This window comes from Burkholderia sp. MSMB2157WGS (assembly GCF_001532755.1).
Classification (GTDB): Bacteria; Pseudomonadota; Gammaproteobacteria; order Burkholderiales; family Burkholderiaceae; genus Burkholderia.
On the sequence record NZ_LPJG01000030.1, the window covers coordinates 332286 to 346417 of the forward strand.

Genomic DNA, 14132 nt, shown 5'->3' on the forward strand with positions numbered 1-14132 from the left:
CCCGCGATCCGATCCGGGTGTGATTCGCGCGTCATACGTGTGCCGTTCCGGCGAGTCGCGCGGTCGTCGTCCGTTGACGATGCATGCCGCCGTGCTGCGAAACTTCCGCGTGCCGTTTCCCTGATCGCAAAAAATATTTCCCCTCCCGCGACGGATTTCCCGGTGCCCTTGCGTTGAACGTGAGTACGCACCGCACGAGAGCCCGTCATGGACCACCCGAACGACTCCACGCCGGCCGCGATCGCGCTGAACCGTTTCGGTCTCGGCGCGCGGGCCGACGAAGCACCGCCCGCCGACCCGAAGGCCGCGTTGCTCGCCCAGTTCGACCGCTACGACGCACGGCCCGCCGCATGGGCCGGCGAGCCGGACGCGGTCACGCTCGCGACGCGCTTCGCGAACACCCGCAACGCGATGACGAGCGACGACGCGGCCGCCAGGCGCGCAACCGCGCAGTCGATCCGCCGCGACGGCTACGACGCGTATCGCAGCGCAGTCGTCGCGCGCATGAACAGCGCGCTGAGCACGCCCGCGCCGTTCGTCGAGCGTCTCGTGCATTTCTGGGCGAACCATTTCGCGGTATCGGTCGACAAGGGGCAGGTGGCCGCCTACGCGGGCGCATTCGAACGCGACGCGATCCGCCCGCACGTGCTCGGCCGTTTCGAGGACATGCTCGTCGCCGTCGAACAGCATCCGGCGATGCAGACGTTCCTCGACCAGGCGCGCTCGGTCGGCCCCGACAGCCCGGCCGCGCTGCGTGCGCACGCACGCAATCCGTCGGCGAAGCGCGGGCTCAACGAGAACCTCGCACGCGAAATCATGGAGCTGCATACGCTCGGCGTGCGCACCGGTTACACGCAGGCCGACGTGACGGAATTCGCCCGCGCGTTGACCGGCTGGAGCATCGCCGGCGGCCGCGGGCCGCAACCGGGCGATGCGGCGCCCGGCGCATTCGTGTTCCGCCCGAATCTGCACGAACCGGGCACGCGCACGGTGATGGGGCGCACCTACGATCAGCCGGGCGAAGCGCAGGCGCGCGCGATCCTGCACGATCTCGCGCGATCGGAGGCGACCGGCCGGCACATCGCATTCAAGCTCGCCCGTCATTTCGTCGCCGATACGCCGCCGCCCGCGCTGACCGAACGGCTCGCGCGTGCGTTCGATGCGAGCGGCGGCGACCTGCCGACCGTCTATCGCGCGCTCGTCGACGCCCCCGACGCGTGGTCGCCGGTCGACCGCAAGTTCAAGACGCCGTGGGAGTGGGCCGTATCGTCGCTGCGCGGGCTCGGCTGGCACGACACCGGCGATCTGAAGGCCGCGCCGCTGCTGGCTCAACTCGGCCAGCCGGTGTGGCGGCCGGGCTCGCCGGCCGGCTACGACGACGTGGCCGCGAGCTGGGCCGCGCCCGACGCGCTCGTGCGCCGCGTCGAGATCGCGCAGCGCCTGGCCGCGCGGACGGGCGACCGCCTCGACCCGCGCACGCTCGGCAACACGCTGCTCGCCGGTTCGATGAGCGGGCCGACCGCGACCGCGCTCGCGCGCGCCGAAAGCGCGACGACGTCGCTCGCGCTGCTGCTCGTGTCGCCCGATTTCCAACGGAGATGACCATGGCACTGTCCCGCCGACAATTCCTCAGCGTTGCCGCCGCCGGCGCGGGCGCGATCCTCGTCGCGCCGCGGATCGCGTTCGCGAATGTCGACACCGACCGGCGCTTCGTGTTCGTGATCCAGCGCGGCGCGGCCGACGGCCTGAACATCGTCGTCCCGTACGCGGAGCCCGCGTATGCGTCGCTGCGCGGCCCGCTCGCGATCGACACGGCGGCCGCGACGAAGCTCGACGGTACGTTCGCGCTGCATCCGTCGCTCGCGCAGACCGCGCAGTTGTATCGCGACGGTCAGGCGCTGTTCGTCCATGCGATCGCATCGCCGTATCGCGACCGCTCGCATTTCGACGGCCAGAACGTGCTCGAAACGGGCGGCCGTGCGCCGTACCAGGTGAAGGACGGCTGGCTGAACCGGCTCGCCGCGCTGCTGCCGGCGACGCGCGACAACGCGATCGCATTCGCGCCGACGGTGCCGCTCGCGCTGCGCGGCGCGGTGCAGGCCGCGTCGTATGCGCCGTCCGGCTTGCCGGCCGCGCCGGACGATCTGCTCACGCGCGTGTCGGCGCTCTACGAAGCCGACGCGCAGCTCGGTCCGTTGTGGCAAGCGGCGATGGAGGCGCGCGGTCTCGCCGGCGATGCGCATGCACGGCAGGACCCGGCCGGCGTCGGCAAGCTCGCCGCGACGTTTCTCGCGCGCGACGACGGCCCGCGGATCGCGATGATCGAGACGGGCGGCTGGGACACGCACAGCGCGCAGAACGCGCGGCTCGCGAATCAATTGAAGGCGCTCGACACGATGCTCGCCGCGCTGCGCGACGGCCTCGGGCCTGCGTGGCGGCAGACCACGGTGCTGGTCGCGACCGAGTTCGGCCGCACGGCCGCAGCGAACGGCACCGGCGGCACCGATCACGGGCAGGCGTCGGTCGCGATGCTCGCGGGCGGCGCAGTGGCAGGCGGCCGCGTGATCGCCGACTGGCCGGGGCTGCGGCCCGGCGATCTATACGAGGGGCGCGACCTGAAGCCGACTGCATCGCTCGACGCGCTGATCGCGGGCGCCGCCGCCGACAGCCTGCGGCTCGACCCGCGCCGCACCGCGGCAGCGCTGTTTGCGGAAAGCGGCGCGACGCGGCCGATGAGCGGCCTGATTCGCGGGGCCGCGTAACGCGGCACGTATCCGCGATCGGCGCCGTCGACCGATTACACGACAGGGAGCATCGACAATGAAGATCCGATCCGTTTCGCTTGCCGTGCTGGCGAGCGCGAGTGCCGTGCTGATGACCGCGTGCGTGGTCGAACCGGTGCGGCCGCCGCAGCCGGCGCCCGTCGTCGAAGTAGCGCCGCCGCCGCCCGCGCCCGGCTATCGCTGGGCGAAGGGGCATTACCGGTGGGCCGGCAATCACTGGGCGTGGGTGCCCGGGCACTGGGTGGCGGTGTACTGACACGGCAGACACGGCAAGCGTGTCGACGTGTCGTGCGGCGAGATCGACGGGCCGGCGACGAGCGACCGTCCGAAGTGCCGCAGCAACGGCGGATCCGGCGGGATCGACCTCGTCCGTCGAGCGGCGGCACGCAGTCTAGTCCCACCCGATCCGGTGCTTCTCTTCCGTCTCTCGATGGCGCCAGTCGTCGTCCGCGTGAAGATACTGGCTCGTCGTCGTGAGCGACACATGGCCGAGGTTGTCGCGCACGAGCCGCAGGTCGACGCGGCCGTCGGCCATGTGCGAGCCCGCGCTGTGACGCAGCCAGTGCGCGGACGCCTGTTCGAGCACGCGCGCCGGTTGTTCGCCGGCATCCCCCTGAGCACGCAGCCGGTCGGCCGCGTGCCGGAACACCTGCTTCACGATCCGATGCAGCGCCGCGCGCGTGAGCGGCTTGCGCGTCCGGCCGATCGGCAACACGAGCGGCGTCGGTTCGCCGTCGAGCGGCAGCGCGGGCAGGCCGTGCGCGCGCCGGTAGCGCGCCAGCTCGGCCATCATCTCGTCGGTGGCCGGCACGAGCCGCCGCCGGCCGCCTTTGCCCGTCACGTCGAGCCACCAGCGCGCGTGCCCGTCCGCATCGCGCCGGCAGAAGAATTGCCCCATCGTCGTATCGGCCGCTTCGGTGATGCGCAGTCCGCCGAGATACAGCAGCGTGAACAGCCAGCGTGCGCGATCCGCATGGAAGCATGCGCGGGCATCGTCGCGCGGCATCGCGGCGATCGCGTCCTTCACCGATTGCCACAGCGGCTGCCCGAGATGGCGCGTGACGCGCGGCGACGGCCGGCGCTGCCGCTGTCGCGACAACGCGAGCGGATTGCCGGCCAGATAGCCGGCCTGCACGAGCCACGAGAACATCACGTTCAGGATCACCAGCGCCTGCCGCTGGCTGGCGGCCGACAGCGGCCCGTAAAACGGCCGCCAGCGCGGATCGTCGCGCGGATGCTTGCGGCCGCCGTTCGCGCACCACAGATCGGCCGGCGCGGGCGCGAGCAGGAATTGCCGGTAGACCGCGAGATCCTCGTGCGTGAGCGACGACAGCGGCTTGCCGCACGCGATCACGGCCCACAGCAGCAGGCGTTCGGCCTCCTTGCGGTAGTTCTGGAACGTGGTCGGCGTATCGACGAAGCGGGCGAGCCACGCGCGCACGGCGTCGAGGTCGTTGGTCGCGGCGATCTGCGGATGCGCGCTGCCCGAGCGGTTGGTGCCTGTGCGTCCGTCGAGCGCGGCCGGCACGGCCAGCGTATCGATCGGCAGCGGGCGCAGCACGGTGTCGGACGGAACGGATGAGGTCATGCGAAGGGAACGCGCCGTGCGAACCGCGCGGGCTTGGCCTGGTGGACGAACGCGGCGCGCCAAGGCGTATCGGAAAGCGTCGATGGTACACGATCGCCGCACGGTGAAGCCGCCGTCGACGGCGATCACGTGGCCGGCGATGAAGCGCGCGGCGGAGCCGGAACAGCGTAACGTATCGGCTCGCGCGCGACGTCCGATGAATGAGCGTGCTCGAACGCGTTCCGTAAGGTGTTCGTGAACCTTCTCGCCGGGCGGCTCGTCTAATTGGCCCTTCAACGCTCCCGGAGGCATATCCGATGATTCGCAAGATCCCCACGCTGCTTGGCGCGGCCGTCCTTGCCGGCAGCACGCTCCTCGCAGGATGCCAGACCGATGCGGCGGCCACCGCGTCGAACGTCGCCCGCCCGGCCGACGGCGAGCCCGTGGCCAAGACCGTCTACGTCGCGCCGCAGTCCGCGCGCTGCACGGGCGTCGCGCCGATGGAGTGCCTGCAGGTGCGCAGCAGCCCGAGCGAGCCGTGGAGCCTGTGGTACGCGGGGATCGAAGGCTTTGCGTACCAGCCCGGCTACCTGTACACGCTCGAAGTCGACGAATACCGCGTCGCGCGGCCGCCGGCCGACGGCTCGTCGATCCGCTGGGTGCTCAAGCGCGTCCTCGAGCGCCGCCAGGTGAACTGACGGCCTGACGGCCGCGATCAAGCGGAAGGGCGCGCCGCCGCACCGGCCGGCGCGGCCGTATCGATCCGCCGGAACACGACGGATGACAGCAGGGTCACCGCGCCCATGCACGCGAACGACAGCATGAACCCGTGCGCCATCGAGCCGCGGTAGGCGGCGAACAGATTGACGAGGCCGCCGCCGATCGACACGCCCAGCCCCATCGCGAGCATCTGCATCATCGTGAACAGGCTGTTGCCGCTGCCCGCGTCGGCGTGCGACAGCCCCTTGAGCGTCACGCCGTTCATCGCCGCGAACTGCATCGAATTCGCCGCGCCGAGCACGATCAGCAGTACGCCTTCCAGGACCGGCGCGGGCCGTGCCGACACCAGCGCGAACCCCGCGATCGCGCAGCCGACGATCCCCGTATTCACGACCAGAAACGCCGCATAGCCGAAGCGCTTCACGAGCGGCGCGATCCACCGCTTTGCGATGACGCCCGCGATCGCGGCCGGCAGCATCATCAGCCCCGATTGCAGCGGCGTATAGCCGAGCTGAACCTGCATCAGCAGCGGCAGCATGAACGGTACCGAGCTCGTGCCGATCCGGCACAGCAGGTTGCCGAGCAGCCCCGACCCGAAGTTCGGCTCGCGGAACAACCCGAGCCGGAACAGCGGCTGCGTGCGTCGCCGCGCGTGGGGCAGGTACGCCAGCGCGCTCGCCAGGCCGAGCCCGGCGAGCGCGGCCGACCACGCGGTGCGGTGCGAGGACATCGGCGGGTCGATCGCGAGCGACAGCGCGATCATCGCGGCCGACAGCAGCGCACAGCCGACGAAGTCGAACGGCGGCGGCTGCGTCGCCTGGTCGTGCGGCAGGTAGCGCTGAACCGCGATGAAGCCGATCGCGCCGACCGGCACGTTGACGATGAACACCCAGTGCCACGAAATCGCCTGCGTGAGCCAGCCGCCGAGCGTCGGCCCGACGATCGGGCCGAGCTGGCCGGCGATCGACACGAACGCGATCGCCGCGACGTACTGTTCGCCCGGCACGCGGCGCAGCACGGCGAGCCGCCCGATCGGCAGCAGCATCGAGCCGCCGATGCCCTGCACGGCGCGCGCGACGACGAGCTGGCCGAGTGTGTGCGACGCCGCGCAGCCGATCGACGCAAGCACGAACACGAGGATCGCGACCGAGAACACGCGGCGCGTGCCGAACCGGTCGGCGAGCCAGCCTGAGGCTGGCGTGAGCATCGCCATCGTCAGCGTGTAGACGACCACGACGGGCTGCATCGCGAGCGGCGACGCATGCAGGCTTTGTGCGATCGAGGGCAACGCGGTGTTGACGATCGTCGTATCGAGCGACTGCATGAAGAAGGCAGCGGCGACGATCCAGAGCAACACGGAATGTGTGGGTTCCCGGGACATGGCGAAATCGGTGGTACGAGGGGCGGGCGCCGGTGCATGGTCGTGCGGCGCCCGCTCGATGGTACCGATTCCGCCGGTCGTCGGGAAGCGATCTCGCCAACCGCATCAGGGACACGATCCGGCGTTCCGCTTCGGCATCCGTTCGACGACGTCGAACGACATGAGCCGAGCGGCGCGCGCGTCACGTCGCGCATGGCCGGACAAGATGCGTGCGCACGCATCGGTATTCACCCTGCCTCGTCACGCAGGATCGTGTACCGGCGACGCTTGCGCCCGGCACGGAGCTGCATTTTTGCAACGCATTTTCAATGCGTCGTTCCGTACGCGATCGCTCGCAACGACGACGCGCGTGCGCTGACGGCCGTCCGGCTTCGCTCCGCGAGCATCGCGTCGCCGATGCGCGGTCGACGCGCAAGGCCGCGCATCGCGTGTTTCGGCGTCGCTCGCCGAATACGGATACGTTCATGAAACATTTCCTCTCGATTGCGACTCGCGCCACTACCCGTTCCGACGGAGGGCGCTTTTTCCGCTTTGCTCGGCGCCGCATGGCACGCCCTTTGCGGTTCACCCGATGCCGCCGACGCAGACGAACTTCGCCAGAACGATCCGCGCATCGACGGCATGTAACGACATCGAAACAAACGGGGAACCGGATCGGGTCGCGCGCGTCGTGTGCCACGGCGCCTGCGCGGCGCGTGTCGTATCGGTCACGCGCACCGCGCAACGCGTCCCCGATCCGTCGAACAGCAAGCGTGCTTGCAAGGTGTCGTGCCGGGGGTCGCATCGCGCATCGCGACGAAGGTCGCGTGTGGGTCGCGTCGCGCCCGGCACATGTCGGGGGAGGCGCCCGTGAAAACGACGGTGAATCAATGGGCAGCGGTCGCGGCGATGTTCGTCGCGAGCGCGCATGCGCAGGAAATCTACCTGCAGGGCGGCACGCAGGGCGTCGGCATCGGGGCGGCCGTGAGCTTCAATTCGATGCTGGGCGCGCACGCGGATTTCAACGCGATCAATCTGACGCATGACTTCACGGTGGCCGGCAACCGCTATCAGGACGACCTGAAGCTGCGCCAGGGCGGCCTGTATGCCGATATCTTTCCGTGGCGAGGCAGCGGCTTTCGCGCGACGCTCGGGTTGCGCTTCGACGACGACGAGCTTCACGGCGTGTCCGTACCGACCAACGGAACCTACGTATTCGGCGGCAAGCGTTATCCGGCGCTTCCGGGCATGTACGCGGTCGCGCAAGCGCGTTATCCGACCGTGATGCCGTATGTCGGAATCGGCTACGGGCATCGGCCGGCGTCGAAAGGGCTCGGATTCGTTGCCGATGTCGGCGTCGCGTACGGGATACCGAAATGTTCGTACACGCTGTCGCCGGCACTGGCCGCGGCGGCCGGACCGGCGAAGAGCCAGGTGCTGATCGCGAGCGGGCTCGACTCGCTGCGGCAGATGATGTCGCGCTATCGGTGGTATCCGGTCCTGCAGATCGGCATCTCGTACCGTTTCTGAGCGCGCACGGGTCACGGCGTGACCGTTTGACGCTCGCGAGCGGGCTCCGCCGCGCGGCGTGCCGGGCGGGCGTCGGGGCGCTTGGCGATGAACGGATGCTCGACGTAGCGGTAAGTCAGCAGCGCACAGAAGACGGCAGCCAGCGCGCACGCCAGCGCGAGCGCCCAGATGCCCGAATCGTCGACAGAATTGATCGGGAAAACGAAGTTGTTGAACGCGTGAACGATCATGTACACGATCACCATGTGGATCATGTAGATGCTGAAACTGGCGGTGCCGAGCAGCGCGAGCGGCCGGGTCTTGAGCACGCCGTAGAACGTGTTTCCGCTGGCGATGCAGAGAAACACCGGAAGCAGCGGCAGTGCACCCTCGATCGAATACCGTTCGGCGGGAGACGGAGACATCGCGAGAATCAGCAGCGCGACCGTCGCCGCCGGTTTCGTGGCGAGCCGCGCACGAACCGCGGGGTGCCGCGACACCTCGTAGGCCACCGCGCCGAACGCGAACAGCAGCGCCATGCCGCCGGGCGGCCCGAATAGCGCCGCGCAGGCCGTGACGATCGCGAGCGCAAGCAGCTTGCGCCACGCACGCGTGGCGACGAACCACGCCAGAAACGGAACGGCGACGTAGAACCGCCATTCGTAGGCGAGGGTCCACCAGACGCCGCTCAGATACGGGGTGCGCTGCGCCCCGTTGATCGGGAACGCGCCGAACCAGCCGAGCGAAACGGTCTTGAGCAGGTCGGCCAGCAGCTGCACAGGTGCGCCGACGGCATGGCGGGGAAACCAGTAAAGCGTGCAGACGACGATGACGGCCGCGTAAAACAGATAGAGCGGCGCGAGGCGTCGCACGCGTCCGACGAAGAAGGCCCGCACGTCGAGTGTGCCTCTGCATGCGCGTTCCCAGAACAGCAGCCCGGTGACCATGAAGAACATCGCGACGGGAATCGTCCCGAGATTACGCAGGAAGTCGGTGCCGGCGCCCCAGACGCCGGTCGACAGCAACGCCTGGTTGCACGCGAAATGATGGAAGACCACGGACGTGGCCAGCAGGCCGCGAAACCCGTCGAGATTGCGATAGCGCATCGACAGCGACTTGTCGACGGCCGATCGGTAGAACGGCACGTGTCGGGCAACCAGCCACGCGATGATCGCCACGGCCGCCACGCATGCCGGGAAGTAGAGTTTGTCGGGTGTCGGGGAGAACAGGATTTCCAGAGAGGGCGTAACGAAGTCCACTGAAGAGCGTCTCGTGTCTTGGATCGGGATTTCAGGCACGGATGGTCCGCGTCGATGCAAGGTCTTCTGCGCGCTTCGCACGGCGTTCGATCGCCGGTCTTGTGATCCGATGGTACCAAACGATGGCGACGGTCGCGGCCGGTTGTGCAACACGATGTTTCAGCGCGAATCGAGGCGACGCCCGGATTCGTGACGCATGTCGCCGACGGTGCCGGCATCGCAAATCCCGTTCCTCGCCGGCCAGGCGTCGTGATCGATGGCGCGCGACTGGCCATCCGGCCGGCTTCCGCATCGTCCCGCGCGGGCTTACCTTGAGCGACAGCAGTTCGATGCGTCGGACCGGCGGTGGAGATGGACGAAATGCTTGTCGTCGGCTGCCGCGGGTCCGCGCCGACTCGGGGCCGTCCGGCCATGAGGGTGATAGCAATGCTTGCAATTCACCGTCATGGCGCTATCATTGATAGCAATTCTGGACGGAGGGACTCATGGCAAATCTTCTGGTGCGTAACGTGGATGACACTATCGTTCAAAGTCTGCGCGAGCAGGCCGCGGCCAATGGCAGGAGCGCCGAGGCCGAACATCGAGCCATTCTGGCCGACGCGCTCGGCCGGCCGAAGCGGCGGACTTTCGCGCAAGTGCTGATGAGCATGCCGGAGGTCGGCGAAGACGCGGATTTTCAACGTGTTCAGGATTCAGGCGAGGTCCGGCGTGTTTTTGATTGATACGAACGTCATCAGCGAAATCAGGAAAGGCAAGCGCACCAACCGCGGCGTGCGGGCGTTCTTCAGGCAGGCCGAAGCCGACGCGAGTCCGCTTTACCTGTCGGTCGTGACGGTGGCCGAGTTGCGGCGCGGCGTCGATCTGACCCGTCATCGCGGCGATCACAGCCAGGCGTCGGCGCTCGAGGCCTGGATCGCGATGATCCTGTCCGGCTATGCGCCGAACATCCTGCCGGTCGATATCGAGATCAGCCAGATGTGGGGACATTTGCGCGTGCCCGATCCGACGCACGAACTCGACAAGCTGATCGCAGCCACCGCGCTGATCAACGATCTGACGGTCGTCACGCGCAACGTCGACGATTTCGCCCGCACCGGCGTCCGGTTGCTGAATCCGTTCTACTAGCGTCGCGGCTGCCGCCCGCCGTCGTGCGAAGTCGGGCGACTGCCGGCTACCAGGCTAGCGCAGGACGCCTCGCTCCCGTGGCCGGCTCGACACCGCCGCCACATATCGCACGCCGGGCACCGAATCTTTCGCCGGCGCGCTTTCGCGGCGCAACTCGGCCTCTTGGCGTCCATGCTCCCGTCCCGACAGACGATGTTGCGCGATGTCACACGCTCGACCGGCCGACCTCGTTGACGGCGCCTGAAGGTCCGCGCTTGTGCGCCGCATCAAAATAACTTGACGAGGCGGCCGTTACCGCGTAGTGTCCGAGACCGAAGTCGTCAAGAAGTCCGATTGCTCATCATTGGCCGCACACCGTGCGGCAGTCGTTGGTCTCTCCCTCTTTGATTCTTTCTGTGCCCGTCGCGGGCGCATGTTCAATTATTTGTATTAAGGAAGTATTTGTGGATACCGGTACCGTCAAGTGGTTCAACGAAACCAAGGGCTTTGGTTTCATTTCCCCGGACAACGGCGGCGACGATCTGTTCGCCCATTTCTCGGAAATTCGCGGCACGGGCTTCAAGACCCTGGCCGAAGGCCAGAAGGTCAGCTTCGAAGTGAAGCGCGGCCCGAAGGGTCTGCAAGCGTCGAACATCACGCCGCAGTAAGCCGCATCGGCAGCGGTCGCCGAGAGGCGGCCGATGCCGGATGGAGTATCGCGCGGGGCGCCGCATGACGGCGGCCTGTGCGTTCCGATGCGCACGACCGATGCATCGCGACATTCACGATGCATCGGTCGTGACGCCTCCCTCATCGCATGCGTGACCCGCGTGCGACGCAACGCCCTCGCGAAGCGCCTGGCGCTTCGCCAGCGCATCACCGCTTCAACGCATCAACCCGAGCAGGCCGCCGCCATGCCCCGTAGCCGGCGCGGTCCCGACTTGCGCGGCGCGCATTGCGCCGCCGCCACCGACCGCCCGAACGCCGCAACGCGCCGGGCTCCGATCGCAAGACAGGCTAGTGGCCCGTCTGAACGAACCGATCCCGGCCGCCTGCCGGCCGCCGTCCCGTTTGCGGGAGCCGGCGCCGGGCAATCGCCGCGGCCGCGGTCAATCACCTTGTCTGGAGGAATTGGTTTGGCAAAAGAAGAACTGCTGGAACTGGACGGAATCGTCGACGAAGTGCTGCCGGACAGCAAATACCGTGTCACGCTGGAAAACGGCGTCGTGGTCGGCGCGTACGCGTCGGGCCGCATGCGCAAGAACCACATCCGCATTCTCGCGGGCGATCGCGTGACGCTGGAACTGTCGATGTACGACCTCACCAAGGGCCGCATCAACTTCCGGCACAAGGACGCGAACTCGCCGCGTCCGCCGCGAAGCGGCCAGCCGCGCCGCTGAGCGGCCACGACCGGTGCGTATCCGCGCGCACCGGCCGACACCTGTTCGGCCGCATGGCCGGACGAACCGGATGAACGGCGCACGGCGTGCCGTTCGCCGATTGCCGGCGGCGCCGTCGCGCCGCGTTGGCTTCTTCTACGTCTCTCGCCTTTTACCGGCACCGCGCGTGTTCCACGCTCAGGCGGCGCGTCCCGCAGGAAATCCTCGATCACCATCGCGAAATACGGCGGACATTCGTGCATCGGGTAATGCCCGCAATTCGGCATCGTCCCGAGCCGCGCGTCCGCATGTCATGCAAAAAACGCCGCCTGCATCGCCGCTGCGTCGAACCTTGGGTCCTTGTCGCCGACGATCACCAGTTAGCGTGTCGAGCCCGCGCACGTCATCGATGAAGTCGTGTCGTTTTGGTCCTGGAACCAAAACGAAACACCCTCCCGGCGGACCGGCAGGGCGTTTTGATTGAAAGTGCGCCGATCGTATCGGGCCGATCGACGAAAGTCGCTGCTCAGAGCGCTATCCCGCCCGACACCTCGATGCGCTGCGCATTGACCCAGCGGTTGTCGTCCGACAGCAGCGACGCGATCATCGGCCCGATGTCGTCCGGCTCGCCCACGCGGCCGAGCGCCGTCCATTCCGCGATCTGTCGATTCACGCCGGGATTGTCGCGTACCATCCCGCCGCTGAAATCGGTCGCCACCGCGCCCGGCGCGACGACGTTCACCGCGATGCGGCGCGGGCCCAGCTCCTTGGCCAGATAGCGCGTCAGCACCTCGACCGCGCCCTTCATCGATCCGTACGCTGCGCTGCCGGGCACCGAGACGCGCGTGAGGCCGGACGACACGTTCACGATGCGGCCGCCGTCGCGGATCAGCGGCAGCAGCGTCTGCGTGAGAAAGAACACGCCCTTGAAGTGCACACGATAGAGCGCGTCGAGGTCGGCCTCGGTCGTCTCGGCGATCGGCGCGTGATGCGATGTGCCCGCATTGTTGACGAGGAAATCGAAGCGCTCGGCGCCCCAGCCTGACAGGGCGTCGCGAAGCTGTTCGGCGAAGCGGTCGAACGTGGCGATGTCGCCCGTATCGAGCGGCAGCGCCAGCGCCGGTTGTCCGGCTTCTGCGGTCAGCGCGGCGACGCGATCGGCTTCCGCGCGATTCGAGCGATACGTGAAGATCGAACGCACGCCGCGCTGCGCGAGATGAAGCACGGTGTTGCGGCCGAGCCCGCGGCTGCCGCCGGTGACGACGGCGATCTTCGGGGCGGACGCTGCAGGGTGTGCTGTTGTCATGCTGTGCTCCTGGCCAAGTAGGTGACGAACAGCGGCAAGCGTACGGCGGCCGGCGCATCCGCTGAATGCCGGAACCGGCCGCGTTCTTGCCCGATCCTGCCCGCGCGTGCCGGCGTGCGCTGTGTCGCGGGTACCATCCGGAGATCGGGGTACGGAGGATTGCACCATGTCGGATGAACTGCTCGAGCGCGTCGCACACCTGACCGGCGGGCAACGCGACGAAAGCCCGGTCGCGACGGCGATCGACGGGCTGGTCCTGCTGCGTTCGAACCGCGAGCGGCTGTCCGCGCCGCGGATCATGAAACCGGCGCTGTGCGTCGTCGTGCAGGGTGCGAAGTGGACGACGTTCGGCGGGCGGCGCTACGACTACGGGCCCGGCCGCGCGCTGGTCGTCAGCGTCGAGATGCCGGCGACGAGCCGCATCGTGAAGGCCAGCGACGCCGAACCGTTTCTCGGCCTCGTGCTCGAATTCGATCTGGCGATGATGCGCGACGTGCTCGAACGGCTCGATACACCGCCGCTGCAGGCGGCCGGCCCGGTCGGGCAAGGCGTCTGCGTGACCGATTTCGGCGGTCAGCTCGCCGATTGCGTGCTGCGGCTGGTGCGGTTGCTCGAAACGCCGGACGCGATTCCGATCGTCGCGCCGCTGGTGAAGCGCGAGATCTGCTACTGGCTGCTCGCCGGGCCGCACGGTGGTGAAGTGTCGCGCGTCGTGTTCGCGAATGGTCACGCGCAGCGCGTCGTCGCGGCGATCCATGCGCTGCGCGGCCAGTTCGCCGAGACGATCCGCGTCGACGAACTCGCCGCCGTCGCGCAAATGAGCCCGTCCGCGTTTCACCGGCAATTCAAGGCGCTGACGTCGATGACGCCGCTGCAGTACCAGAAGCAGTTGCGTCTGCTCGAAGCGCGACACCTGATGGTGACGGGCGCGGCGAACGCGGAAACGGCCGCGTATCGCGTCGGCTACGAAAGCGCGTCGCAATTCAGCCGCGAATACGCACGGATGTTCGGCGCGCCGCCGCGGCGCGACGTCGTGACGTTGAAAACCGCCCCGGCCGACGACTGAACGCACGCGCGGCGACGCCGTTCGCATGCGGCTTTACGCGCGGGCCGGCGCGGTCGTACACTCGTCGGCAATGCGCGGC

Annotated in this window: 14 protein-coding genes; 10 read left to right on the plus strand and 4 right to left on the minus strand. The window is 68.3% G+C overall.

Annotation, left to right across the window (positions count from 1 at the left end):
* The first annotated feature begins 207 nt into the window (after window positions 1-207).
* From WT53_RS20040 to WT53_RS20050, 3 genes are read left to right on the plus strand one after another with little or no spacing between them, the layout of a single operon-like run.
* Entirely contained in the window at window positions 208-1602 is a 1395-nt protein-coding gene (locus WT53_RS20040; RefSeq protein WP_034204749.1) for a DUF1800 family protein, read from the plus strand.
* Between the two features lie 2 nt (window positions 1603-1604).
* The gene (locus tag WT53_RS20045; RefSeq protein ID WP_034204750.1) at window positions 1605-2762 is read left to right on the plus strand and encodes a DUF1501 domain-containing protein; all 1158 of its coding nucleotides are present in this window, start codon (window positions 1605-1607) and stop codon (window positions 2760-2762) included.
* Window positions 2763-2820: 58 nt separating this feature from the next.
* Window positions 2821-3039, plus strand: coding sequence for a YXWGXW repeat-containing protein (locus WT53_RS20050; RefSeq protein WP_034204751.1), 219 nt, complete (start codon window positions 2821-2823; stop codon window positions 3037-3039).
* Window positions 3040-3174: 135 nt separating this feature from the next.
* Here WT53_RS20050 and WT53_RS20055 read toward each other — a convergent pair whose 3' ends face one another.
* Window positions 3175-4371: a tyrosine-type recombinase/integrase gene (locus tag WT53_RS20055; RefSeq protein ID WP_060261188.1), complete on the minus strand. Its 1197-nt coding sequence runs from the start codon at window positions 4369-4371 to the stop codon at window positions 3175-3177.
* Between the two features lie 296 nt (window positions 4372-4667).
* Here WT53_RS20055 and WT53_RS20060 point away from each other — a divergent pair, with 296 nt between their 5' ends.
* A complete protein-coding gene (locus WT53_RS20060; RefSeq protein ID WP_059783400.1) occupies window positions 4668-5048 on the plus strand; it encodes a DUF4377 domain-containing protein in 381 nt (126 codons plus the stop codon).
* A 17-nt stretch (window positions 5049-5065) separates the two neighbouring features.
* On the opposite strand, the gene WT53_RS20065 is transcribed toward WT53_RS20060, so the two are convergent.
* Window positions 5066-6451: a DHA2 family efflux MFS transporter permease subunit gene (locus WT53_RS20065; RefSeq protein ID WP_060261191.1), complete on the minus strand. Its 1386-nt coding sequence runs from the start codon at window positions 6449-6451 to the stop codon at window positions 5066-5068.
* A gap of 831 nt (window positions 6452-7282) precedes the next feature.
* Here WT53_RS20065 and WT53_RS20075 point away from each other — a divergent pair.
* Window positions 7283-7960, plus strand: coding sequence for a TonB-dependent receptor (locus WT53_RS20075; RefSeq protein ID WP_082727510.1), 678 nt, complete (start codon window positions 7283-7285; stop codon window positions 7958-7960).
* Window positions 7961-7971: 11 nt separating this feature from the next.
* On the opposite strand, the gene WT53_RS20080 is transcribed toward WT53_RS20075, so the two are convergent.
* Window positions 7972-9198: an acyltransferase gene (locus WT53_RS20080; RefSeq protein WP_034204756.1), complete on the minus strand. Its 1227-nt coding sequence runs from the start codon at window positions 9196-9198 to the stop codon at window positions 7972-7974.
* A gap of 485 nt (window positions 9199-9683) precedes the next feature.
* Here WT53_RS20080 and WT53_RS20085 point away from each other — a divergent pair, with 485 nt between their 5' ends.
* The 4 genes from WT53_RS20085 to infA all read left to right on the plus strand — a co-directional run bounded on the left by WT53_RS20085 (window position 9684) and on the right by infA (window position 11702).
* A complete protein-coding gene (locus WT53_RS20085; protein WP_034204757.1) occupies window positions 9684-9920 on the plus strand; it encodes a DNA-binding protein in 237 nt (78 codons plus the stop codon).
* Entirely contained in the window at window positions 9907-10323 is a 417-nt protein-coding gene (locus tag WT53_RS20090; RefSeq protein ID WP_179949037.1) for a type II toxin-antitoxin system VapC family toxin, read from the plus strand. Before WT53_RS20085 ends, WT53_RS20090 begins: the two co-directional genes overlap by 14 nt.
* Before the next feature lie 443 nt (window positions 10324-10766).
* Window positions 10767-10970, plus strand: a complete 204-nt coding sequence (locus WT53_RS20095; protein ID WP_006483056.1) for a cold-shock protein — start codon at window positions 10767-10769, stop codon at window positions 10968-10970.
* Between the two features lie 468 nt (window positions 10971-11438).
* On the plus strand, window positions 11439-11702 hold the full coding sequence (gene infA, locus WT53_RS20100; protein ID WP_027780754.1) for a translation initiation factor IF-1: 264 nt from the start codon (window positions 11439-11441) through the stop codon (window positions 11700-11702).
* A 505-nt stretch (window positions 11703-12207) separates the two neighbouring features.
* Here infA and WT53_RS20105 read toward each other — a convergent pair.
* Window positions 12208-12987, minus strand: a complete 780-nt coding sequence (locus WT53_RS20105; RefSeq protein WP_034204759.1) for an SDR family NAD(P)-dependent oxidoreductase — start codon at window positions 12985-12987, stop codon at window positions 12208-12210.
* Window positions 12988-13153: 166 nt separating this feature from the next.
* On the opposite strand from WT53_RS20105, the gene WT53_RS20110 reads away from it, so the two are divergent.
* The gene (locus WT53_RS20110; protein ID WP_034204760.1) at window positions 13154-14053 is read left to right on the plus strand and encodes an AraC family transcriptional regulator; all 900 of its coding nucleotides are present in this window, start codon (window positions 13154-13156) and stop codon (window positions 14051-14053) included.
* Window positions 14054-14132 lie beyond the last annotated feature (79 nt).

Bases quoted from the DNA above. Each gene is read 5' to 3' on its own strand.
- WT53_RS20040 (WP_034204749.1), top strand. From the start codon at position 208: ATGGACCACCCGAACGACTCCACGCCGGCCGCGATCGCGCTGAACCGT.
- WT53_RS20045 (WP_034204750.1), top strand. From the start codon at position 1,605: ATGGCACTGTCCCGCCGACAATTCCTCAGCGTTGCCGCCGCCGGCGCG.
- WT53_RS20050 (WP_034204751.1), top strand. From the start codon at position 2,821: ATGAAGATCCGATCCGTTTCGCTTGCCGTGCTGGCGAGCGCGAGTGCC.
- WT53_RS20055 (WP_060261188.1), bottom strand. From the start codon at position 4,371: ATGACCTCATCCGTTCCGTCCGACACCGTGCTGCGCCCGCTGCCGATC.
- WT53_RS20060 (WP_059783400.1), top strand. From the start codon at position 4,668: ATGATTCGCAAGATCCCCACGCTGCTTGGCGCGGCCGTCCTTGCCGGC.
- WT53_RS20065 (WP_060261191.1), bottom strand. From the start codon at position 6,451: ATGTCCCGGGAACCCACACATTCCGTGTTGCTCTGGATCGTCGCCGCT.
- WT53_RS20075 (WP_082727510.1), top strand. From the start codon at position 7,283: ATGTCGGGGGAGGCGCCCGTGAAAACGACGGTGAATCAATGGGCAGCG.
- WT53_RS20085 (WP_034204757.1), top strand. From the start codon at position 9,684: ATGGCAAATCTTCTGGTGCGTAACGTGGATGACACTATCGTTCAAAGT.
- WT53_RS20105 (WP_034204759.1), bottom strand. From the start codon at position 12,987: ATGACAACAGCACACCCTGCAGCGTCCGCCCCGAAGATCGCCGTCGTC.
- WT53_RS20110 (WP_034204760.1), top strand. From the start codon at position 13,154: ATGTCGGATGAACTGCTCGAGCGCGTCGCACACCTGACCGGCGGGCAA.